22 protein-coding genes are annotated in these 21911 nt (G+C 40.1%); 9 read left to right on the top strand and 13 right to left on the bottom strand.

What is annotated here, in order from left to right; translation table 11 throughout:
* Nucleotides 1-499 precede the first annotated feature (499 nt).
* Nucleotides 500-1552 carry a calcium/proton exchanger gene (gene cax, locus ABES52_RS02030; RefSeq protein WP_429648425.1) on the bottom strand — a complete coding sequence of 351 codons (1053 nt, stop codon included), beginning with the start codon at nucleotides 1550-1552 and terminating at the stop codon, nucleotides 500-502.
* A gap of 138 nt (nucleotides 1553-1690) precedes the next feature.
* Here cax and ABES52_RS02025 point away from each other — a divergent pair, with 138 nt between their 5' ends.
* Nucleotides 1691-2110: a pyridoxamine 5'-phosphate oxidase family protein gene (locus ABES52_RS02025; protein WP_429648423.1), complete on the top strand. Its 420-nt coding sequence runs from the start codon at nucleotides 1691-1693 to the stop codon at nucleotides 2108-2110.
* An 83-nt stretch (nucleotides 2111-2193) separates the two neighbouring features.
* Here the strand turns inward: ABES52_RS02025 and ABES52_RS02020 are convergent, their stop codons facing one another.
* Nucleotides 2194-2586: an OsmC family protein gene (locus tag ABES52_RS02020; RefSeq protein WP_429648421.1), complete on the bottom strand. Its 393-nt coding sequence runs from the start codon at nucleotides 2584-2586 to the stop codon at nucleotides 2194-2196.
* Nucleotides 2587-2709: 123 nt separating this feature from the next.
* On the opposite strand from ABES52_RS02020, the gene ABES52_RS02015 reads away from it, so the two are divergent.
* The gene (locus tag ABES52_RS02015) at nucleotides 2710-3888 is read left to right on the top strand and encodes an MFS transporter (RefSeq protein WP_429648419.1); all 1179 of its coding nucleotides are present in this window, start codon (nucleotides 2710-2712) and stop codon (nucleotides 3886-3888) included.
* 246 nt (nucleotides 3889-4134) lie between these two features.
* Here ABES52_RS02015 and ABES52_RS02010 read toward each other — a convergent pair whose 3' ends face one another.
* On the bottom strand, nucleotides 4135-5082 hold the full coding sequence (locus tag ABES52_RS02010) for a DMT family transporter (protein WP_429648417.1): 948 nt from the start codon (nucleotides 5080-5082) through the stop codon (nucleotides 4135-4137).
* 290 nt (nucleotides 5083-5372) lie between these two features.
* On the opposite strand from ABES52_RS02010, the gene ABES52_RS02005 reads away from it, so the two are divergent.
* Entirely contained in the window at nucleotides 5373-7301 is a 1929-nt protein-coding gene (locus tag ABES52_RS02005) for a heavy metal translocating P-type ATPase (protein WP_429648415.1), read from the top strand.
* 484 nt (nucleotides 7302-7785) lie between these two features.
* Here ABES52_RS02005 and ABES52_RS02000 read toward each other — a convergent pair whose 3' ends face one another.
* The 3 genes from ABES52_RS02000 to ABES52_RS01990 are packed head-to-tail and all read right to left on the bottom strand — an operon-like array spanning nucleotide 7786 to nucleotide 9423.
* A complete protein-coding gene (locus ABES52_RS02000; RefSeq protein WP_429648413.1) occupies nucleotides 7786-8619 on the bottom strand; it encodes a YihY/virulence factor BrkB family protein in 834 nt (277 codons plus the stop codon).
* A gap of 12 nt (nucleotides 8620-8631) precedes the next feature.
* A complete protein-coding gene (locus tag ABES52_RS01995; protein ID WP_429648411.1) occupies nucleotides 8632-8940 on the bottom strand; it encodes a hypothetical protein in 309 nt (102 codons plus the stop codon).
* A 15-nt stretch (nucleotides 8941-8955) separates the two neighbouring features.
* Nucleotides 8956-9423, bottom strand: a complete 468-nt coding sequence (locus ABES52_RS01990; protein ID WP_429648409.1) for a low molecular weight protein-tyrosine-phosphatase — start codon at nucleotides 9421-9423, stop codon at nucleotides 8956-8958.
* A gap of 153 nt (nucleotides 9424-9576) precedes the next feature.
* On the opposite strand from ABES52_RS01990, the gene ABES52_RS01985 reads away from it, so the two are divergent.
* Entirely contained in the window at nucleotides 9577-9804 is a 228-nt protein-coding gene (locus ABES52_RS01985; protein ID WP_429648510.1) for a DUF1128 domain-containing protein, read from the top strand.
* A 585-nt stretch (nucleotides 9805-10389) separates the two neighbouring features.
* Here ABES52_RS01985 and motB read toward each other — a convergent pair.
* The 3 genes from motB to ABES52_RS01970 form a co-directional block, all read right to left on the bottom strand.
* Nucleotides 10390-11124 carry a flagellar motor protein MotB gene (motB, locus tag ABES52_RS01980; RefSeq protein WP_429648407.1) on the bottom strand — a complete coding sequence of 245 codons (735 nt, stop codon included), beginning with the start codon at nucleotides 11122-11124 and terminating at the stop codon, nucleotides 10390-10392.
* Nucleotides 11111-11911 carry a flagellar motor stator protein MotA gene (motA, locus tag ABES52_RS01975; protein WP_429648405.1) on the bottom strand — a complete coding sequence of 267 codons (801 nt, stop codon included), beginning with the start codon at nucleotides 11909-11911 and terminating at the stop codon, nucleotides 11111-11113. Before motA ends, motB begins: the two co-directional genes overlap by 14 nt.
* A 131-nt stretch (nucleotides 11912-12042) precedes the next feature.
* Nucleotides 12043-12417 carry a DnaJ family domain-containing protein gene (locus ABES52_RS01970; protein ID WP_429648403.1) on the bottom strand — a complete coding sequence of 125 codons (375 nt, stop codon included), beginning with the start codon at nucleotides 12415-12417 and terminating at the stop codon, nucleotides 12043-12045.
* 146 nt (nucleotides 12418-12563) lie between these two features.
* On the opposite strand from ABES52_RS01970, the gene ABES52_RS01965 reads away from it, so the two are divergent.
* Nucleotides 12564-12755: a hypothetical protein gene (locus ABES52_RS01965; RefSeq protein ID WP_429648401.1), complete on the top strand. Its 192-nt coding sequence runs from the start codon at nucleotides 12564-12566 to the stop codon at nucleotides 12753-12755.
* Between the two features lie 42 nt (nucleotides 12756-12797).
* On the opposite strand, the gene hmpA is transcribed toward ABES52_RS01965, so the two are convergent.
* Complete coding sequence (gene hmpA, locus ABES52_RS01960) at nucleotides 12798-14018, bottom strand: NO-inducible flavohemoprotein (protein WP_429648399.1); 1221 nt, start codon at nucleotides 14016-14018, stop codon at nucleotides 12798-12800.
* A 178-nt stretch (nucleotides 14019-14196) separates the two neighbouring features.
* Between hmpA and ABES52_RS01955 the strand changes: the two genes are divergently transcribed.
* From ABES52_RS01955 to ABES52_RS01945, 3 genes are all read left to right on the top strand, one after another.
* Complete coding sequence (locus ABES52_RS01955; RefSeq protein ID WP_429648397.1) at nucleotides 14197-14631, top strand: Rrf2 family transcriptional regulator; 435 nt, start codon at nucleotides 14197-14199, stop codon at nucleotides 14629-14631.
* A gap of 83 nt (nucleotides 14632-14714) precedes the next feature.
* Nucleotides 14715-15959 (top strand): aminopeptidase, encoded by a 1245-nt coding sequence (locus ABES52_RS01950; RefSeq protein ID WP_429648395.1) that lies wholly within the window; start codon nucleotides 14715-14717, stop codon nucleotides 15957-15959.
* Nucleotides 15960-16098: 139 nt separating this feature from the next.
* A complete protein-coding gene (locus ABES52_RS01945; RefSeq protein WP_429648393.1) occupies nucleotides 16099-17382 on the top strand; it encodes an MDR family MFS transporter in 1284 nt (427 codons plus the stop codon).
* Between the two features lie 19 nt (nucleotides 17383-17401).
* Here the strand turns inward: ABES52_RS01945 and ABES52_RS01940 are convergent, their stop codons facing one another.
* Nucleotides 17402-18148, bottom strand: coding sequence for a YkgJ family cysteine cluster protein (locus ABES52_RS01940; protein WP_429648391.1), 747 nt, complete (start codon nucleotides 18146-18148; stop codon nucleotides 17402-17404).
* A 519-nt stretch (nucleotides 18149-18667) separates the two neighbouring features.
* Between ABES52_RS01940 and ABES52_RS01935 the strand changes: the two genes are divergently transcribed.
* Nucleotides 18668-20074, top strand: a complete 1407-nt coding sequence (locus ABES52_RS01935) for a hypothetical protein (protein WP_429648389.1) — start codon at nucleotides 18668-18670, stop codon at nucleotides 20072-20074.
* A 221-nt stretch (nucleotides 20075-20295) separates the two neighbouring features.
* Here ABES52_RS01935 and ABES52_RS01930 read toward each other — a convergent pair whose 3' ends face one another.
* Together ABES52_RS01930 and ABES52_RS01925 are read right to left on the bottom strand one after the other, a co-directional pair.
* Nucleotides 20296-21606, bottom strand: coding sequence for a protoglobin domain-containing protein (locus ABES52_RS01930; protein WP_429648387.1), 1311 nt, complete (start codon nucleotides 21604-21606; stop codon nucleotides 20296-20298).
* Nucleotides 21607-21679: 73 nt separating this feature from the next.
* Nucleotides 21680-21911 (bottom strand): hypothetical protein (locus ABES52_RS01925; RefSeq protein ID WP_429648385.1); only part of this gene is annotated, 232 nt, incomplete at its 5' end.

Raw genomic sequence — 21911 nt, 5'->3', positions numbered from 1 at the left:
TTGAGAACTCCTTTCTCAGTTAATCATCGAGTTTGTTATTATGTTTTCCAACCAAGTTCGATTTATCCATTCGAGTAACGTCTTCATTTAATAGTTTTTTAACAAAAATTCAGAATATTTTCTCCAAAAAACGAATAGTGTTATACTGTCACCCTTCAACAAAGGAGGTCTTAACCTCAACCTTTTATGGAGTATCCCAACTGCGAATTCACATCCAAAGGTAGGTGATCAACCGAAGCAAATCCGGACTTTTTCCATCATAATGTAAAAATTGAAAGGAACTCACATACGGAGTTCCTTTTTTTTTGGCTTTGTTATCCGATACTGTTGATATTTATACATTACGCTTGTGGCTGACGCTTTCTGCGGGCAAGCCGCGAGCCGTTTCCCTCGCTACGCTCAAATATGGGTCTTTCCTGGCTTTCTGTTCCCGCTGGAGTCGCCGCCGTGTGAACAACTTGCTAAAAACAATGAAATATAACATAGCTTTTTTTAAATCTTATAGTAAATAAAAGCCGATTCCCATAATCAAATAAGCGGCAAGTAGCGTAGCCCCTTCGAACCAGTTCGTTTCCCCGTCGTTCGAAATAACAATCATTAATAGGACCGCGGTAACCATCGCCACTAGTTCTGGGACGGTAAATACGAGCGGCATAGAAGTGGTAAAGAAGAGTGAAATGAGTACAAGAATTGGAGCTACAAACATAGCAATTTGTAACGTTGAACCAACGGCAATTTCAACGGCTACGTCCATTTTATTTTTATACGCCATGATAATCGCTGAAGCGTGTTCCGCCGCGTTTCCGACGATGGCAACAATGATGACACCGATAAATAGCTCGGACCATCCGAACGCATGGGCCACTTCTTCAAACGTATGTACGAGCGCTTCGGATACATACGCCACAGCAGCGGTCGCTAACGCTAAAATAAGAATCGATTTGTTACGTGACCATTCCGGTTCCTCTTCGTGTTCCTCCTGCTGCTCATGATGTTGATACACCCCACGATGAGTAACGAGTTTAAAGAACAGGGCTGCCATGTAGAGTAAAATCAAAATAATTGAGATTCCCACACTTAACATAAGTGTATCGGTTCTGTTCATCGTTTCAGCAAAAATTTCGGGAATCACAAAGGCGACAATGACAGCAAACATGAGTAGTCCTGAGTTATGTCGAGCATCATGAACATTAAACGTTTGCCGCTTAAATTTTAACCCCCCGACAAAAAAGGATAGTCCAGCCACTAACAATAAGTTTCCTAATACTGAACCAGTTAAAGAGGCTAATACCACATCAATAAGTCCTTCTTTTAATGCAAAAATCGAAATAATTAGCTCCACGGCGTTTCCGAACGTGGCGTTTAATAGCCCACCAATTCGTGGACCCGAAATAATCGCCAAACTTTCAGTAGCTCGGCCCATGTAGCTCGCCAATCCGATGATAGTAATACAGTAAATAACGAACATAAGAACGCTCGGCCAATGAAGTAAAGAGCCAATAACAGATAGCGGTACCCCACCGAATACGATAAAGGCAAAGATTCGATTCATCTTCTTCCCTCACATTCTTCTGAACTTTCTTTTCTTATCTCTTCCCTGAACCAGGCAAAATTATCGAACGACGGTAGTAAAAATTGAAAAAACGTACAAATTATAAAAGGAATAATCATTAAGGGGGTAGCTTGTATAATGGAACGAAATTTACAAGAAAAAGTAGAACAAGTATTGGACCAGCATCCCGTTGGCACGATGGCCACGGTTCGTAACGATAAACCATATTCCCGCTACATGACGTTTTTTCATGACGACCTAACGCTTTATACCGCGACGAATGAGCATACGCATAAAGTAGAAGATCTACGTTCCAACCCGAACGCGCATATTTTAGTGGGGCAAAATGGTACAAACGAGCCTCACATCGAAATTGAAGCCAAAGCGGAAATTGAAGATTCTCCACAATTAAAAGAAAAATATTGGGACGAATCGTTACGCCCTTGGATTTCTGGCCCGGATGATCCCGAATATGTATTACTTCGCTTACAACCACAAACGATTTTATATTATGGATCACCAGGAAGCGAACCACAAGAGATGACGTTCCCTTCCTAGCACTGGAGCCTTTAAAGGGCTCTTTTTTTTATCCCTCTAGTGGACAGTTTTTTCCTTCTAAAGAACAGTTCAAGAATTAGATGTTAATTATGCGTTTTAATCTCAAACGTTTCCTTCACGTCAATCGCTCCAAGGACGGATTGCACCATGGAGCAGTTTTTCTTTGTTAGTTCCATTGCTTTTTCGATTTTCCGTTCATCAAGGTCAGTTCCTTCGATCGTAAAATGAAGATGCACATGTTCGATTCGATTTGCTATTTCTTCATTTCGTTTGACGTTCGCTTCAATTGTGATGTCAGTAATGTTGAAGCGCATTTTTTCTAAAATTTTTCGTAACACACCACCACTACATACCGCAAGTGAGGAGACCATTAATTGATACGGCCGAAACCCTTGCGTCTCATCACCAGATACATGCAAAGTCCCGTAAGGTAGCTCTGTGACAAACCCACCTTCTGGCTTCATTTGGAATTTCATCGAAAATCCTCCTTTCCTTCTTTTTCTATTCATTCCCATCTTACTTGATAGAATTCAGTCTTGCCAACTTTTAAATGAGCCTTTACTATCAACTTATTGAGAACGGTAAAAGGAGAACAAGACATGCGCACAAATTATCACTTTTGGGTACTGATTAGCATCGTTGCCATTTCAGGGTTTTCCCAAGGAATGTTGCTGCCAATCATTGCCGTTATCTTCGAACAAGACGGAGTGTCTTCCTCGTTAAATGGACTTCACGCGACAGCGTTGTATCTAGGAGTATTGTTAGCCTCCCCTTTTATGGAAGTACCATTAAAAAAATGGGGCTACAAGCCGTTAATTTTAGCGGGAGGATTTACGGTGATTGCGTCGTTAATGATGTTTCCGCTATGGAAGTCATTTACGTTTTGGTTCGTTCTCCGACTGCTGATTGGAATCGGAGATCATATGCTTCATTTTGCAACCCAAACGTGGATTACATCCGCTTCGCCGAAAGAAAAACGGGGTCGAAATATTTCGTTGTACGGCCTCTTTTTCGGCATTGGATTTGCGTGCGGTCCGTTTATGACACCGCTTGTAGAAACGAATGAATCGTTGCCATTTATCGTATCGTCACTCATTAGTTTATTGGCCTGGTTAACGGTATGGGGACTAAAGAATGAGTTCCCAGAAAGCTCGATGGAAACAAATTCGTTCTTCGGGTCGCTCCATCGGTTCGGAAATGTCATGAAGTTCGCGTGGGTTGCGCTATTGCCCCCATTTGGATACGGCTTTTTAGAAGCATCTCTAAACGGTAACTTCCCGATTTATGCATTACGCTCAGGCATTACAGTCGAAACGGTATCGATATTATTACCTGCGTTTGCCATCGGGGGCATTGTTTTTCAGCTACCGCTTGGTATGTTAAGTGACCGATACGGACGCCCCTTCGTGTTACTTTTTGCGATGGCAATTGGGACAGTGAGCTTTTTTTCTGCTGAGTTTATCGACTCGACCATTGGCCTGTTTATTGCCTTTTTTGTCGCTGGGATGGTTGTTGGGTCCACCTTTTCACTAGGAATTAGCTATATGGCCGACTTGTTGCCAAAATCACTGCTACCTGCTGGGAACATTATGTGTGGCATGGTCTTTAGCATCGGCAGCATCCTCGGTCCGATTATCGGAGGGACAGTTATCCAATGGAACGGCAGCTTCTTCTTCATGATTAGTGGCATGCTGTTTCTTATTTTTCTAGCTCTTGCTTTTTTCCAAAAACAGCAACGTCAAGAATATGCGCCACGTAAAAAGCCGCTTCACGGTTAAGTGAGCGGCTTTTCTATTAGGCTATGTTATATTTCATTGTTGATTTTTAGCAAGTTGTTCACACGGCGGCGTCTCCAGCGAGAACAAGAAGCCGCAAGACCCATACTTGAGCGTTGCGAGGGAAGCGACTTGCCCGCGCGTCCGCCACAAGCGTAATATATAAATATCAACAGTATCGTTTAACTACACATAGCGCCCGACATATAAGCTTTCGCATTCTGCACCTGAAAGTGGGTATTTATAAGCTTATACTGTTTTTCTAACACTCCGATGTACCTTTTTTCCTTTATCACGATTCACAATAACAATTCCCGATGCGACAAGGGCTAGACCTAACAGGACAAATGAGTGAACTTCTTCCCCAAGCATCGTCGCGGATAAAAATACTCCAAAAACCGGGACTAAAAACATATATATCGACACTTTTCCCACTTGGTTGTATTTCATTACATTGTTCCATAATATAAATCCAGCTGCGGATAAAAAGGCTAAGTACAATAAAGCGAAGAACGATGTCCATTCAAAATCGAACGGAAAAGGACCGATTTGAACGATACCGAGCACTAACAAACCAATGGAGCCAAACAACATTTGGTATGACGTTAAATAACCAACTTCCATTTGTTTTGCTCCTTCTTTCGCTAAAATGTTCCCTAACCCTCCGGATAACATTGCGAGCAATAATAAGATTTCCCCGAGTCCAAAATCAAGAACAAATTCTCCTTTTGTTAAATTAACAGCGATTACTCCTGCGAATCCTATAAGAAGCCCAATGACTTTTCGCTGGCTCATTTTATCATCCGGATACATAAAATGCGCGAGAATCATTTGGAAAAACGACGTCGTTCCCGCAATAATCGATCCTTGAATGCCGGTGGATAAGCTTAGTCCAATATAAAACAAGACGTATTGAAAAAACGTTTGGAAGGCTCCGATTTTGACTACCGATCGAAACGTCTCCCGCTGAAATCGCATCGATTTTTTCATCATTGTAAAAAAGAATAAAATCAGTATGGTTGCTAAAAAGAAACGGTAGCCAGCAAACAACATTTGCTCCCCTAATTCATTGGAGCGAATATCCAATAATTCATAGCTTAATTTGATAAACGGAAAGGCGCTTCCCCATAAAAACGTCGCTGCCACCGCAGACACAATAATTCCGAGTGGATGAGTAAAAAATCGTTGGGCTGTCATTCCTTCACTTCCCCTAGTCTTTTTACTTTTCAATCCAATTTTGGTATGATACGATAGATTTAAACAAAGGCAAATTTTTTTGCTTAGCACCAACTATCTTCTAACTGAATAGGATATTAGTGTACCATGAAAACGGCTGAAACGCCTTATTTGAAACTTTCAAATATTTGTCTTGCATACATTGTCTGCCAATTTTAACTGTGCTGCTGTCATCATCTGATGGCAGCTTTCGTCGTTTTATAAGGGTATTGACGTTGATTATTCTTCTCAATGAAAAAAGGAGGACGGTTATGAGTTTAGAAGCAAAAATGTTATCGATGAAGAGAGAACAACAGAGGAACGTATCATCGGTTTGGGAGCAACTAAAACCTCATATGGAGTTAATTGCCGCGATTGTTAGTGGAATTTTGATTTTTTTCGGTTGGCTGTACAGTAAGCCTGAAATGACAGGCATATCCATTACGTTTTACATTCTTGCCTATATCATCGGTGGATTTGCAAAAGCAAAAGAAGGCATTGAAGAAACGATTGAAAATAAAGAACTGAACGTTGAAATGCTCATGGTGTTGGCAGCAATTGGCGCGGCGATCATCGGCTATTGGACAGAAGGTGCGATTTTAATTTTTATCTTTGCGATGAGCGGAGCGTTAGAAACATACACGTCAAATAAAAGTCATAAAGAAATCTCGTCCCTCATGGAGTTGCAACCAGAAGAAGCGTTACGTATTACCGATGGGAAGGAAGAAAAAGTACATGTTTCCAAGTTAACCGTTGGCGACCTTATTTTAGTAAAACCAGGGGAACGCGTACCAGCCGACGGCATTATTGTCAAAGGCGAAACGACAATCGATGAGTCGGCGATTACCGGTGAATCGATGCCTGTACAAAAAGAAATGGACAGTGAAGTGTTCGCAGGAACGGTAAACATCAACGGTTCGGTCACCATTCAAGTGACAAAGCCGAGCAGCGAAACATTGTTCCAAAAAATTATTCAGCTTGTTCAATCGGCGCAAAGTGAAAAATCTCCTTCCCAGCTTTTTATTGAAAAATTTGAAGGTCAATATGTAAAAATTGTGCTACTAGTCGTGTTCGTGATGATGTTCCTTCCGCATTATCTACTTGGGTGGAGCTGGACCGACACGTTTTATCGGGCGATGATTTTACTTGTTGTTGCTTCCCCTTGTGCACTTGTCGCATCAATTATGCCAGCCACACTTTCAGCCATATCAAACGGAGCTCGTCAAGGAATTTTATTTAAGGGAGGCGTTCACTTAGAAAACTTAAGTCACATTCGGGCCATTGCCTTTGATAAAACCGGGACGCTGACGAAAGGAAAACCAATGGTTACTGATGTCATTGTGCGTGATGATTTAAATGAAGAAGAAACCATGCAGGCCATAGCCTCCATCGAAAATCATTCGAACCATCCGCTCGCTCAAGCGATTGTACAATACGTGAAAAAGAAAGGAATCGATACGTTTATCGAACCAGAGCAAGTAAAAGATGTTTCTGGATGGGGGATTGAATCCACGATTAACGGTGTCCATTGGAAAGTCGGAAAAGCGGAATTCGTCGGTAACGAACAAGCGTACGCATTTGCTGACGGCCGAATGCATCAATTAGCCGTTGAAGGAAAAACAATCGTGTTTGCAGCCGATGACAAAGGCATTGCTGCCCTCATTGCATTAAAAGACGTAGTACGGGAAGATACGACTCAGGCGATTCAAGCACTGAAGGAACATGGGATTTATACGATTATGCTCACAGGAGATAGCGAAACGACGGCTAAAGCGATTGCTGCTGAATCAAAAGTTGATGATTATTTAGCGGAGTGCTTACCAGAAACGAAAGTGGAATATGTAAAAGAGTTGAAGAAAAAATACGGCACCGTGGCAATGGTAGGTGATGGGATTAACGATGCACCGGCATTAGCTGCGGCCAACGTAGGTATTGCGATGGGAGAAGGAACGGATGTCGCTTTAGAAACGGCTGATGTCGTTCTTATGAAAAATGACTTACCTCGCATTGCAGAAGCGATTCGCTTGTCTAAACGAATGAATCGCATCGTCAAACAAAATATCGTTTTTTCGATTTCTGTGATCATGTTACTTATTGCCTCCAATTTCCTGCAACTCATTGACCTGCCGTTTGGGGTCATCGGCCATGAAGGAAGTACGATTTTAGTCATCTTAAACAGCTTACGGTTGCTGAAATCCTAATGGAAGGAGTTGATCCTTGTAGGGTCAACTTCTCTTTTTTATGTACACGAGTTGGCACATAGAGGCCTTGAATTGGAACTAAAACTTTAATTTTGGTACAACTATTTTTTGGCACATTAAACTTATTTTTTTGCTCATAAAACCTCTGAATTGGGACATAAAACTTATTTTTTGACTCATAGAAGTCCTGAATTGGCACATAGACTTATATGAAGCAAGCCATAACCAAATTTCTGCTTTAATGAGAAGTAAATCTAAAAACAGTTCAATTTAAAAGCCAATCCCCCATTAATTGGAGAATTGGCTTTCCCTTAATGATAACCGTTTTGTTTGTTAGCCGAACTAGACGTTTTATGTTTCGGAGTTTGCTTTTTGTTTTGTTTTGTTCCGCCATCTTTATTTGCTGATTTTGTCATCACTCATCCCCCCAATTGTGGTTAATATCCACATCAATAGTATGTAACAGGAGGAGCACTTTTATGAGCTAACATTTTGTCTCTTCGCTAATGAATGCGTTAAGTTCGCCACCTAAAATGAGAATAACCGCCGTTAAATAAAACCAAATGAGCATGACGATAATTCCACCGATGCTTCCATAGATTGCTGAAAAATCACCGAAATTTGCGACGTAATAGGAGAACATCCATGAAACGACCATCCAGCCGAATGTAGCAAAGAGCGACCCCGGAACGACGGAACGACATTGGATTTTTTTATTTGGCGAAAAAAAGTAAACACCAATAAACACGACAAATAAAACGATGGCACTGATAAGCCAACTCGAGTAATTCCAAATTTGTACAAACTGATCTGACACGCCGAGTTGCAAAAAGATAAAATACCCGATTTGCTTACCGAACACCGGAAGTAGTAAAACAAGTAAAATCACGAATAATAAAAGGATCGTTAAGAAGATAGACATAACGCGAATGGTAATAAAAGACCGATTTTCATTGACATCGTACGCCCGATTCATCGCCTTAACAATTCCTCTCATGCCACTCGATCCAGACCATAACGTACCGATAATACCTATGGATAGTAAACCACTATTTGACTTTGTCATTACTTCTTCTAACGTTCTCTCAATAATAACCATTGGCTGCTTGGGAGCAAAATCCCGAATGATTCCGAGCAAATCATCTTGGGAATACGGTAAATACGAAATTAGTGTCACTAATACAATTAATAACGGAAATAAGGATAAGAAAAAAAAGTACGATAACTGTGCGGCCATTCCGAAGCAATCATGGTGTATAACGGATTGCAAATAACGATTGACAAACGAAACAAGCCCATTAGGATGCTTTCTCGGCATGCCTTCACTCCTTTATTCTTCTTTTTGCTCTTCATTGGAGGCAGACACTTCTTTTAGCGGTTGAGTTTGCTCTTTTAATTGGTTCACCATCTGTTCGACGTCGTTTTTAATTATTTCAAATTGTTCCCGATAGTCGTTGTACACTTGCATAACTTTCTCTATTTTTTCGTTCGGATTTTTTAAAAATTGTTGCACCCCTTGATAGCCGTCTTTCGTTTTGGACCAAACCGCTTTTCTTGTATCTTCGTCAAGCAGTGCAAGAAGCCCACCTACCAATGCGCCCCAGAGCACTCCTTTGACAAAACGTTTTTCCTCTTTCAATGATTCTCCTCCTTCTTATATGGATTCGTTTTTTCGAATATGCTGTAGTAACCCGCGACATCCTTCAGTTATTAGTTCATACACTTCATCAAAGTTTCCTGTGTAATAGGGGTCGGGTACGTTTTTTACCGGATGATCAACATAGTCCATTAAACGTCTTACTTCTGCCTTCGGATTTGCACTTATAATCCGGCGGACATCGCGCTCATTCGCTTCATCCATTACGACAATATAATCAAATGTTTCTTCATCTTCTTTTCGAATTTGACGAGCCACAAGTCCGGACGTATCAATATTGTTTTTGGTTAAAATATCAAGCGTTCCACGATGAGGTGGTTCGCCAACGTGCCAGTGACCCGTCCCTGCGGAATCAATGTGAATCTTGTCGGCTAGTCCTTCTTTTTTAACTAAGTCTCGAAACACCGCTTCCGCCATTGGTGAACGACAAATATTACCTAAACAAACGAATAGTACATTTACCATAATGAACTCCCTTCCTCTGGTGAAAATGACTTTTCCCACTTTCATCATACAATGATTTATCATTCTTTTCATATAATTTCCCTTTTCTTATTTGACAACCTTCCCGTTTCATGAAAAGATAAAACTACAAACGAGACGAAAGGAATGGAGAAAGTGGATCTTTCTGTTAAGTCAGTAGAAAATGTGGAGTATATGATTGAAAAAATTAAAGAAAAGTTAAAGGTTGTCAATATGGGAGCGATTAAACCAGAACACTTTGATGAAAATATGTACGAAGAACTTCGTGACATTTACGAAATGGTGATGAAACGCTCGTCATTTAGCCCAAGTGAAATGCAAGCAATAGCTGAAGAATTAGGAAGCTTACGGAAAAATAAGTAGCGTTCGTCATTTATCGACAACTGCATTTCCCAAGAAATACCCTGTTTAGAGATGAATCGACAAAAAGTTCCTGGCTATCGGTACTTTTTGTCTTTTTTTATATTCTGAGCTTTGTTTTTAAATAAAGAGCGAGGTGGCATGATCCTGTATCTACGCCTATGGATTAATTTCGTCAGATAACGGACCATTTTGTTTAGACAAATATGGTACATTTTTTTCTTTAAAGACAACCTTTGTTACTATTTGGTCAAGTAGACAGATTCAAATGAGCCGATCAACAAAAGGAAAGAGCTGTCCCCTTCTCTTTTAGGTCAGCTCTTTCCTTTACAATGGTGTATTTGCTATTTTACATTAAGTTCCATGGCAAATTCTTTCTGTATATCCGATTTTACTTTACGTTCCATGTTGAATACTTTCCGTTTATCCAATATTACTTTACGTTCTTGCTGAATACTTTCCGTTTATCCGATTTTACTTTACGTTCCCGCTGATTACTTTCTGTTTCTTCGATTTTACTTTACGTTCTTGCTGAATACTTTCTGTTTCTTCGATTTTACTTTACGTTCCATGCCAAATACTTTCCGTTTAACCTGTTCGCGGTAAAATAAGCACTTCGACGCGGCGGTTTTTGGCACGACCGCTTTCCGTATCGTTCGGTGCAATCGGTTGGAACTCGCCAAACCCTTTGGCGCTAAACCAGCGCGGATCTAATTGGTCATTTTCTAAAAGTAACTTCATAAAGTTTACCGCTCGCATGACACTTAATTCCCAGTTCGAAGAAAACTCCGAATTATTGATCGGTACATTATCGGTATGTCCACTAATAATAATGTTTCGTGGCGGATTCATAATAAGTAAATTGGACACTTCTCTGGCAACGTCCACATCTTCCGGTCGAACTTCCGCACTTCCTGATTCAAACAACACATTATCTCGTATCGTTAACAACAGTCCTTCATCTGAAAGGGATGTTTCAAACTTATCGGCTAGTTGCCGTTGCTTGATATAGGTGTCAATTTTAGCCTTTAATTTCGTCAACTCTTCTTGTTCCTTAGCCTGAATATCATCATCAGTAATATCTTTCGTCTGTTTTCCTTCCTCATTGGCGGGAACGGGTGTTTGGTATTCCATCACACCTGTCCCCCCAATAAATAATTCGTTAAACACTTGGGACAACGCTTGAAATTTTTTCGCATCCACCGAACTCATCGAAAACAAAACAATAAATAATGCTAGAAGAAGGGTTAAAAGGTCCGCATATGGAATTAACCACGTTTCATCAATATGTTCGTGTTCGTGCTTCTTTTTACGCCGGCTCATATTGCTTCACAACGCTTTCTTCCTGTAATTCTTTGCGCTCATTTGCTGGTAAATAGGAAGCCAATTTTTGTTCAATCGTCCGCGGTGATTCCCCTTCTAACACGGATAAAATCCCTTCGACCATCATGAGTTTTAATTGCACTTCTTGTTTGGATTTCCGTTTTAATTTATTTGCAAACGGATGCCATAACACATACCCAGTAAAAATACCAAGTAATGTCGCCACGAATGCTGCCGCAATGGCTTTTCCTAATTCGTCCGTGTTCTCCATATTACTTAAAGCGGCAATTAAACCTACAACGGCACCAAGAACTCCTAACGTTGGAGCATATGTACCGGCTTGGGTAAATATGGCCGCACCCGCTTGATGACGCTCTTCCATCGCTTCAATTTCTTCGTTTAACACATCCCTTATGTAATCCGCACTTTGTCCGTCAACCGCTAAGCTTAATCCATTTCGTAAAAATGGATCTTCAATTTCATTCGCTTGTGCTTCTAACGCCAACAGTCCTTCTTTTCGGGCAGTTTGCGCCCAATCGGTAAACAGCTTAATGACATCTTTCGGCTGCATATGATTGGATTCTTTAAACAAAATCCCGAACAGTTTTGGTACCTTTTTAATTTCATGTGTTGGAAAGGCAATGATTACAGATGCTGCTGTCCCAAGTAAAATAATTAGAATCGCAGCAGGATTAATTAAGGCCGATAAGTGAACCCCTTTTAAAATCATTCCTACCCCTACTGCAACAATTCCTAAAATAATTCCTATCAATGTTGTTCGATCCATTATCGTCACCCTTATTCCTTGTTTCTTCCCCGTCCTCCAAGTTTTCGCGGGGTTATCTACCTATATTTATCGACAAAAATCGCTAATTCTTTAGAAACCAAAAGAAAAAAAGCTGCCTTTGAAAAGACAACTTAATCAGAAGTTAACCGTTTTTCAATTTTTTGCTCGTAATTTTTAAAAATGGAAGAGTTTGTTTGAACCCGCTTTTTGGCCAGCCATTGATTATAACGAACACGCTTTTCGTTTAGTTGTTGCTCCAGTTGTTTTCGTTCCTCTTCGTCTTTACACGACTTCAACAAATCTTCAAACGTTAAGAGTTCTTTTTTCCAATTTGCTTCATCTGGTAAATAATTTGCGTTTTTCAACAGACGATACGCCATCCGTAATTCTTCCGGTACGTATTCATCATCCAGTTTTAAAGGCCTTCCAAACCCCGGTAAGTTTTGAAACTCACCCTCTTCATACGCTTTTTTTATACGCTCTTCCGACAACCGTATCCAATCCAACACGAATCCCTCCTTTCTTCTATTGTAAGTAAAATCGTATCGGCTCTGCACGACAAATACGATCCATTTTGTTACAATTTTTTACCATCAGGAATTCAACAATAGAAGAACATACTATGGATAAACGTATGAAGGAGGGATCTCAAATGGGAAGAGGAAAAGCGTTTCACCATAAGAAAAAAGGGCATGAACCACAATCACCTCATAACAGTATGGCCGAAAAACATACGAAAGAACGAATAGAAGACGAAGAATACATTGTGACGCAAGAAGCGTTTAAAAACCGAGTCGGAATGACACCAGAACCAGATTATGATAACGAGGATATGGTGAGATAGCAACAAGAGGGTGCCCAATTTAGGGACACCCCTTTTCATTTTTTAAGAATTCACGATTTCTAATTGATCCATGGCCATCGAAGGTCCAAAAAATTCATAACGAATGTGGGTTTCTGGAAGCCCAAGTTCCTGTAAGTGATGAATGATTGTCTGCATAAACGGAACCGGACCGCACACATAGCAAATCGTATCTTTATGAACGATTGATTGAAGGAAATCTTTCGTAATAAAGCCTTTTAAATCGTATTCGCTATTTTCATTAATTGGTTGCTCATAAATAGTGAATTGACGAGCATGTTCTAACTGACCAATCAATTGTTTGACATCCTCTTTAAACGCGTGAACATCTTCATTTTTCGCTGCATGAATAAAAGACACACGACGATTGGATTTTATTTTAACTAGGTGCTCTAACATGCTCATCATTGGTGTTACTCCTACTCCACCACTAATAAATGCCACATCATTTTCTTCTGTTTCCTCGAGAACAAAATCACCAGCAGGCACACTTACTTCGATTGTATCTCCAACATGGAAGTGATCGTGTAAGTAATTAGACACTTTTCCGTGGGGTTTTCGGTCCGCTTCCCGTTTAACAGAAATACGGAACGTATTATTTCCTGGAGCAGATGATAAACTATATTGACGATTCAGTGTATATTCTTCTCCAGGTATTTGCAGGCGAACCGTAATGTACTGACCTGGTTGAAACATTGGTAATGGCGCTCCGTCTTTTGGTTTTAAGTAAAAAGAGGTAATCACACTACTTTCTTCTTCTTTTCGTACAAGGACGAATTCTTTAAAGTCCTTCCAACCTCCTTCTTGTTCTGCCGCCTCTTTATACATCTCTTGTTCTATATCAATAAATACTTTAGCAATCACTCCATAAGCTTCTTCCCATGCTTGTAATACTTCGTCTGTTGCCTCGTCACCAAGCACTTCTTTTATCGCAAGCAACAAATGTTTTCCGACAATTGGATAATGTTCTGGTTTTACACCTAAACTGCGATGCTTGTGCGCTATTTGTTTGACCACAGGAAGCAATACATGGAGTTGGTCGATATGTTTCGCAGCCGCGTAGACTGTATTGGCTAATGCCGTTTGCTGACGACCTTTTTGTTGATTGGCATGATTAAAAATATTTAACAGTTCCGGATGGTTATTTAGCATCATTCGATAAAAACAAGACGTAATTTCTGTTCCGCGAGCAGCTAAAATTGGCACGGTAGATTTGACAATTTCAATCGTTTTTTGGGATAACATAATGGTCCCTCCTAAAAGAAGTATTTAAAATACATCTTTAGGGTATCGCTTGATCATTTTAAAAGCAATATTTCAAATACATCTTTTATAAAACTGTCACATTTTCGACAGGGAAATTGGCCACATTGTATAATGAAACCAACGTAACATGGACGTTGTAGTGAAGGAGATGAAACAAATGAGACTAACCAACTATACCGATTACTCCTTGCGCGTTCTTATTTATTTAGCCACAAAACCGAATGAAGAATTATCCAATATTAAAGAAATCGCAGACGTATACGGAATTTCAAAAAACCATCTGATGAAAGTCATCTACGATTTAGGACGGTTAGGATATATTGAAACGATTCGAGGTCGAAATGGAGGGATTCGACTGAACAAACGTCCAGAAGACATTAATATTGGTGAAGTCATTTTACAAACAGAAGAAGATTTTCACCTCGTCGAATGCTTTCATCCAGAAAAAAATAGTTGTGTCATCTCACCGGTTTGTTCATTAAAACATGCATTAAATAAGGCACTTGACGCTTATATTTCTGTTTTGAAAGAATATACCCTTGCAGACTTTATTCGAAATCCCGATGCGTACCGGGAATTGTTTGAGAAGTAACATTAAGCCCTACAATTTTTTCGACTCTCGAAGGAACTTATGATAAAATAAGGAAAGAAAATTTTGAAAAAGGAGCGACGATTATGTCGAATTTCCAGGAAAAGCTACATAAATATGCAGAACTAGCTGTCAAAGTAGGAGTGAATATTCAAAAAGGCCAAACACTTGTTATTAATGCATCCATTGATGCAGCTGAGTTTGTCCGTCTCACTGTCAAATATGCATACGAAGCTGGAGCAAAAAACGTCATTGTGAACTGGAACGATGACATAGTTACACGTACGAAATACGAACTGGCTCCAGATGAAGCGTTTCATGAATTTCCAAAATGGCGTGCAAAAGAAATGGAAGAGCTCGCGGAACAAGGAGCTGCGTTCATGTCCGTTCTTTCCTCAAGCCCTGATTTATTAAAAGGCGTCAATCCGGAACGTATCGCAAATGCTCAAAAAGCGGCTGGTCAAGCGCTGGCAAAATATCGTCAATACATTCAAAGCGACAAAGTAAGCTGGACGGTCATCGCAGCTGCTTCTAAAGAGTGGGCGGAAAAAGTATTCCCAGACGTCCGCAGCGAAGATCCAGTCGAAAAATTATGGGATGCCATCTTCAAAGCAACACGCATCGACCAAGACAATCCGGTAGTAGCATGGAAAGAACACGATCAAAAACTTCACCAAATCGTGGATTATTTAAATAACAAGCGATACAAAAAACTTCATTATAAAGCCCCTGGTACCGATTTAACGATTGAATTGCCAGAAACTCACATTTGGGTTGGGGCAGGTAGCGTGAACAAAGACGGGGTTGAGTTTATGGCCAACATGCCGACAGAAGAAGTCTTTACCGTCCCATTAAAAACGGGTGTAAACGGATACGTATCAAGCACCAAACCATTAAGCTACGGTGGAAACATTATTGATAATTTCACGCTCACGTTTGAAAACGGTCGAATCGTTGATGTAAAGGCGGAGCAAGGTGAAGATATTTTAAAACGGTTAGTGGAAACGGACGAAGGCTCACACTATTTAGGTGAAATTGCTCTCGTTCCACATTCTTCACCCATTTCGCAAACGAACGTCTTATTCTATAACACGCTATTTGATGAAAATGCGTCCAACCATTTAGCGATCGGAAATGCGTACGCCTTTTGCATCCAAGGCGGAAAAGAAATGTCCAAAGAAGAGCTTGAACAAGCTGGCTTAAACTCAAGTATTACGCATGTGGACTTTATGATTGGTTCGGCTGAAATGGACATCGATGGCATTTTAGCAGACGGAACAACAGAGCCAATTTTCCGTAACGGCGAATGGGCGTTTGATATAGCAAAATAATGGACATTGCGAGCAGGTATCGCCTGCTCCTTTTTTCAGCCAAAAGTAGGAGGAATTGACCATCTTTTTGCGCTTGTGAGAGATGTTAAAAACCAAGTAAGATGAGAAGGTCAACAAAGTGAAAACGGGGATGACAAACATGAACATACGAAATTGGGATCGAAACTTAAAGGTACGATTGTTTGGGGAATTTATGATGAACGTCACGTTTTGGATGTTCTTTCCCTTTTTAACGATTTATTTTACCGAAGCGTTTGGAAAAACAACCGCTGGACTTTTACTTATTATGTCTCAGCTTCTTGGCGTGTTTGCTAACTTAATGGGCGGTCATTTTGCGGATCGATTTGGCAGAAAGCGGATGATGGTTTTATCCTCTTTTGCGAATGGTATTGTCTTTTTCATTTTTGCTATGGTCAACTCGCCTTGGCTCGAGTCGGCACTCCTATCGTATCTCTGTTTTGCTTTATTAGGGGTGTTCGGGTCGTTTTACTGGCCAGCGAGCCAAGCGATGGTCGCCGATGTCGTAGATGAAAAGCATCGTAGCGAAGTGTTTGCGGTATTTTATACGTCCATCAATATCGCTGTTGTCTTCGGGCCGATTTTAGGTGGCATTTTTTACGTCCATTACCGCTTTGAGCTTCTTTTATTTGCCATGGCAATGAGTTTCGTTCTTTCCTTTTTACTGTACAAATGGACGCGGGAAACCGCTCCAAAACGCACGATGGACAAAGAGGAACGACAAACATGGGTAGGAGTTTTGACTCGACAGTTTTCCGATTATCGGGTCATTTTTACCGACAAAACATTTTTACTGTTTATTCTCGCTGGCGTACTCGTCGCGCAAACGTTTATGCAATTGGACTTATTAATTCCGGTTTATACTAAAGACACATTAGAGCAAGCAACGTTATTTTCCATAAACGGCTGGAGCTTCACGCTAATGAAAGAACAAGTTTTTGGGTTCCTTTTATCTGAAAACGGCTTGTTAGTCGCGTTGTTTACGGTTGTGATGACGAAATGGATGTCTAAATATAAAGAGAAAAACGTATTTATTTCCTCGGCTCTTGTCTATGCAGTAGCGATCTGGTTGTTTGGCCAGTTATCGACCATGTGGGGATTCATTTTTGCGATGGCTCTCTTTACGTTCGGTGAGTTAATGACAGCTGGGATTCAACAAAACTTTATTTCCAAATTGGCACCGGAGCATATGCGCGGTCAATATTTTGCCGCTGCGAGCTTGCGGTTTACGTTCGGGCGGACCATTGCTCCCCTTTCTATTCCGGTTTCGCTTTGGCTTGGATATGAGGGAACGTTTCTATTGTTAGCTTTATTGTCCGTTCTGAGCGCGGTTTTATATTACGTCATGTTCCAACGATTTGAAAAGAGACAAAGTCAACCAGTTCCATCCAATATCAATTTATGAAAACAGCCCGACCGTTCGCTTACGGTTCGGGCTGTTCATTTTTTAGTTCTTCTTGTAACAAGTTCGGTAAATAATCGTATTCCATTAAATCAAATGGGTAATTAAACGACACTTCTTCTCCGCCGTATAACAGTGCTTCAATGACCTCGTGTAAGCCGTCCATGTAGTAGCGATATAAAAATTCATAACTAAACGGCTCTTTCGGAACAAGATCATCTGCACACACTTGTGGATTGGCATAATTTAAGTACGTCCGACACGGAATGGGACGCACGTCATACGCCACACATGTATTCGTTTCCGTATCTAACAATGGACACGGGATTTGAGCAGAAATGTATTTATACTTAAAATCAGCGTCCGTTCGAAAATCGAGTGACGTGATTTCCGAAAGTTTATCTTTATAGTTTTCTACATAAGTTGTTATTTTTTGACGCGCCGCTTCTTCTCCCATCGTTTGTTTCATCGTCTCCCAAATGAGTTTCGCCTCAAGACGAGTGACGATAATCGGGAAGTAACAGCAATGCGCGCACCCTTTTCGGCACGTAGGCGACAACTTCATTTTTCCTTCAATTGTTTCGATTTCTGCATCGACGGTTTGAAGCAAATGACGGTATGCATTAGCTACCACTTCATCCGCTGTTGACTCCTCATCGGACAATATATCGTCAATGGCTTCGTCAAATCGCGAACCATCCGGAATGTGCGAAGCATTGATCTCTTCACATATTTGTTTCATTTCTTCAAACGATTTAAATTTGCTCATCATAATCCCTCTTTCCATTATTAATACTAGTGGATTTCAAAGGAAAATGCCATGGGAAACACGAGCTTGAATTAGAAACTTCATCCAATACTATGGTTGATTAATTATGAATTAACAAGTTCACCGAGAAGCCTCCCACCTCTAAGCGAAGTGTAGGTGAAAGAGGTTCATAGATCGGTAGAAGTCAAAGGCTTACGAATAAGCGATCAAAAACGAGTTACACAAGAAGGAATTGAACAAAAGAAACGATTTTCCCTCGCCCTTCCTATGTTACAACTTATATCATTCCTCAATAATATGAAGATGAATTGTCAAATGCCGTCCTAAAAAGAACGGCATTTTTCTTTTTGCAATCATTACTGAGGAAATCAATCTTTCTTCTACACCTCTCCACAAGTCTGCTAAAAAAGCTTGACATATACTTTCACAACTTATTTTTCCCTTCATATTCTGTATTACATCAGTTAGGTAATCATCATGTTTTTCCGATTGTTGATATAGATTGAGGAGGAAAAATGTATGGGTATTGAACTAACAGCATTGCATTGGCTCTACGTAGCCTTTATCTTGCTAATTATCGGCTTTATGATTATGCGTAGAGATACATCGCTAATTTGTATTGCTGGGATTTTTTTGTTAGCGTTTACAGCTACACATTCAGTAAGCGCCTCGATTAGTGGAGTATTTAATAGTTTTATTTTCGCTATTACCGAACTACTGCCAACTATCCTTGTTATTTCCATCATCGTTGCAATGAGCAAAACATTAACCGTTACAGGAATTAACGATGTCATGATTTCACCCTTTACCAAACTCATTCGTACACCAACATTAGCGTACTGGACGATTGGAGTACTTATGATGGTTATTTCTTGGTTTTTCTGGCCTTCACCAGCCGTGGCGCTAATGGGCGCCGTATTATTGCCTGTTGCACTTCGTGTTGGCCTACCAGCAATAGGCATAGCAATGGCAATGAATTTATTTGGTCACGGTATCGCATTATCGGGCGATTTCGTGATTCAAGCTGCTCCAAAATTAACGGCAGATGCAGCAGGTCTCCCTGTTTCCCAAGTTGTTTCCGCCAGCGTTCCTCTCGTTTTTATCATGGGAATTGTTACAGTTACTGTAGCCTTTCTCTTTTTACGGAGGGATATGAAGCGAGGAAAGATATCAATGGAAATGAACGAGCTGACAATTTCTAACAGATCCGTAAATAGCTCAAACATACCATCTCATCTATTATCTGTAACAGCCAAAAAATGGCTTGCTTTCATCATTCCATTGTTATTTATTCTTGATGTTGTTGCGATGTCTTATTTAAATTTGCAAGGCGGAGATGCAACCGCATTAATCGGTGGGACCTCCATTTTTATTCTAATTATGATATCTCTTTTGGCTCATAAAAATAAAGGTCTCGAAGAAACGACTAACTATTTAATTGAAGGTTTCCAATTTGGATTCAAAGTGTTTGGCCCCGTTATTCCAATCGCCGCCTTTTTCTACTTAGGGGACACAGGTTTTATAAAAATTATCGGAGAATATTTGCCTAAAACATCACAGGGGATAGTCAATGATTTAGGAGTGGCGCTTGCTCACGTTGTTCCATTAAACAAAGAAATCGGGGCAGTTACTTTAGCAGGAGTTGGGGCAATTACTGGTTTAGACGGGTCCGGATTTTCAGGGATTTCTTTAGCTGGTTCCATCGCCAAACTGTTCGCAACAGCCATTGGAACAGGTACAGCGACGTTAACAGCATTAGGACAGATTGCAGCTATTTGGGTCGGCGGCGGGACACTTGTTCCTTGGGCTCTTATTCCAGCAGCAGCGATTTGCGGTGTCGATCCGTTTGAGCTAGCGCGCCGCAATCTCCTTCCTGTAACGATTGGATTAATAGTGACAACGATTGCAGCGATGTTTCTCATTTAATCGAGTAGGAGAGGGCGACTAGCCCTCGTCCTCTCACACCACCGTACGTACCGTTCGGTATACGGCGGTTCAATTAATGAACCAATTATCCAAAGCGAACAAACACATTATAACGAAAAAAACAATTCGTTTTTTAGTAACTAGTGGATTTCAAAGGAAAATGCTACAGAAACACGAGCGTGAATTAAAAACTTCATCCATTACATATAGGTTACTGAATATTAATTTAGTTGTTGGGCAATTTGGTTGAGATGGTCCGTTAATTTAGAAATATGATTGGAAACCGTATCAATTTCGTCCATTCTCTCTTTAAATAAATTGAGTTGCTCTTCAATGAGTGCCATTTGTTTTTGTTGGGATTGCATGGACGTAAAAATTTCCTCAAAACTATGTTCTAGTTCTTTTGTTTTTTCTGATACGTTTTGGACCATTTGCGCAATTTCGGTAACAGATGTAGATACGCTCTCAATTTGGGAATTTGTACTTCCGATGAGGTCGTTGACATTGGAAACAGAATGCTTTGTTTCTTCAGAAAGTTTCCGTACTTCACCTGCCACAACCGCAAATCCTCGTCCCTGTTCGCCCGCACGTGCTGCTTCAATAGATGAGTTTAACGATAAAAGATTCGTTCGGTTGGCAATTTCTTCAACAATCCCTACCACGTCTCGAATTTGTTTGGATGTTTCATTTAACTCATTCATGTATTCGGTGATTTCTTTCATGTATGTCAACATGTCGGACATATTTTTATTTTGCTCGAGTAATTTTTCTTTTCCAAGCTTAGACTGTTCACTCGTTGTTAAGGAGATGTGAGTTCCCTCTTTGGCATAATTTAATACTTTACTAGAAAAATCGTTTAAATGTGAAATAGATGCAGCTGTCTCTTGAGAAAGAGCTGTTAATTCCTCCACGGCCGCCTTTACTTGTTCCTGAACTTTTCGCTTTTCTTCCATTTCTTTCACACGAATAGCCTCAATCTGGTCTTCGAACGCTTCTAGCACCAGCTGCTGTTCGAAGTTAATTAATTTATTAATAGTCTTTGCCATTTGGACAAATTCGTTTGTACTTTCTGCATGCTCTTGTGCTATTTGCAATAACGTTTCGTTCAATGTATGGAACGAAGCAATATACCATTTCGTATGTAATCCAATTTCTACATGCTTATGGGCAATAGCCAGTCTTCTTTGAATGTATTCTTCGTCAATGTTCTTAGAAAACATTTGTTGAATATGTATTTTTAATGTTTTTTTTAGTGCTTCCACACTACTATGTTTATTTATTAGCTCCATGAGTGATGGTTCTTTTCCAATGGCCTCATAAAACTTTGTCGTAATGGTATCAATTGATTGATGAATCCATGGAGCTAATTTTTTAGCCATCTCTAAATCTTTTTCAGTTAGTTGAATCATTTCAATTTGTTTTTGCAATTCTTTTCGAGGAACTTTTACAATTGGGGCCTCATTATGCTGTTGAGTCGAAGATTGTTCTATTAGCTCTCGCTGAAGAAAGCGTTGTAATAATTTTTTTGCCATCACTTAAACACTCCTTTATAAAAGTCACCCCACTATTATAGTAAATTAGTAATTTTATTCATATAGGACCATATTATTGCTTTTTATCCATAAGATACCATGTAGGTTCAAGTCGTATTTGTTTTGTTTCGAACGATAAAACTTCTTCTAAATGAGTAAGCTTCTTTCTGTCTTCCAATTCTACTATTAGGTAACGAGCCGCCTGTTGTTTTTGATACCCCACAATGTACCAATCTGGTAATGGCGATAGGTCGTTTTGTACGACCATTTCAGTAACGAATAAAGATTCATCACCACATTTTGTG

Origin of the sequence: Aeribacillus pallidus (genome assembly GCF_050478865.1) — a bacterium.
In the GTDB taxonomy this organism is placed as follows: Bacteria; Bacillota; Bacilli; order Bacillales; family JACDOC01; genus JACDOC01.
Note: the sequence above shows the minus strand (reverse complement) of the source record. Positions and strands in the feature narration are given on the sequence as shown.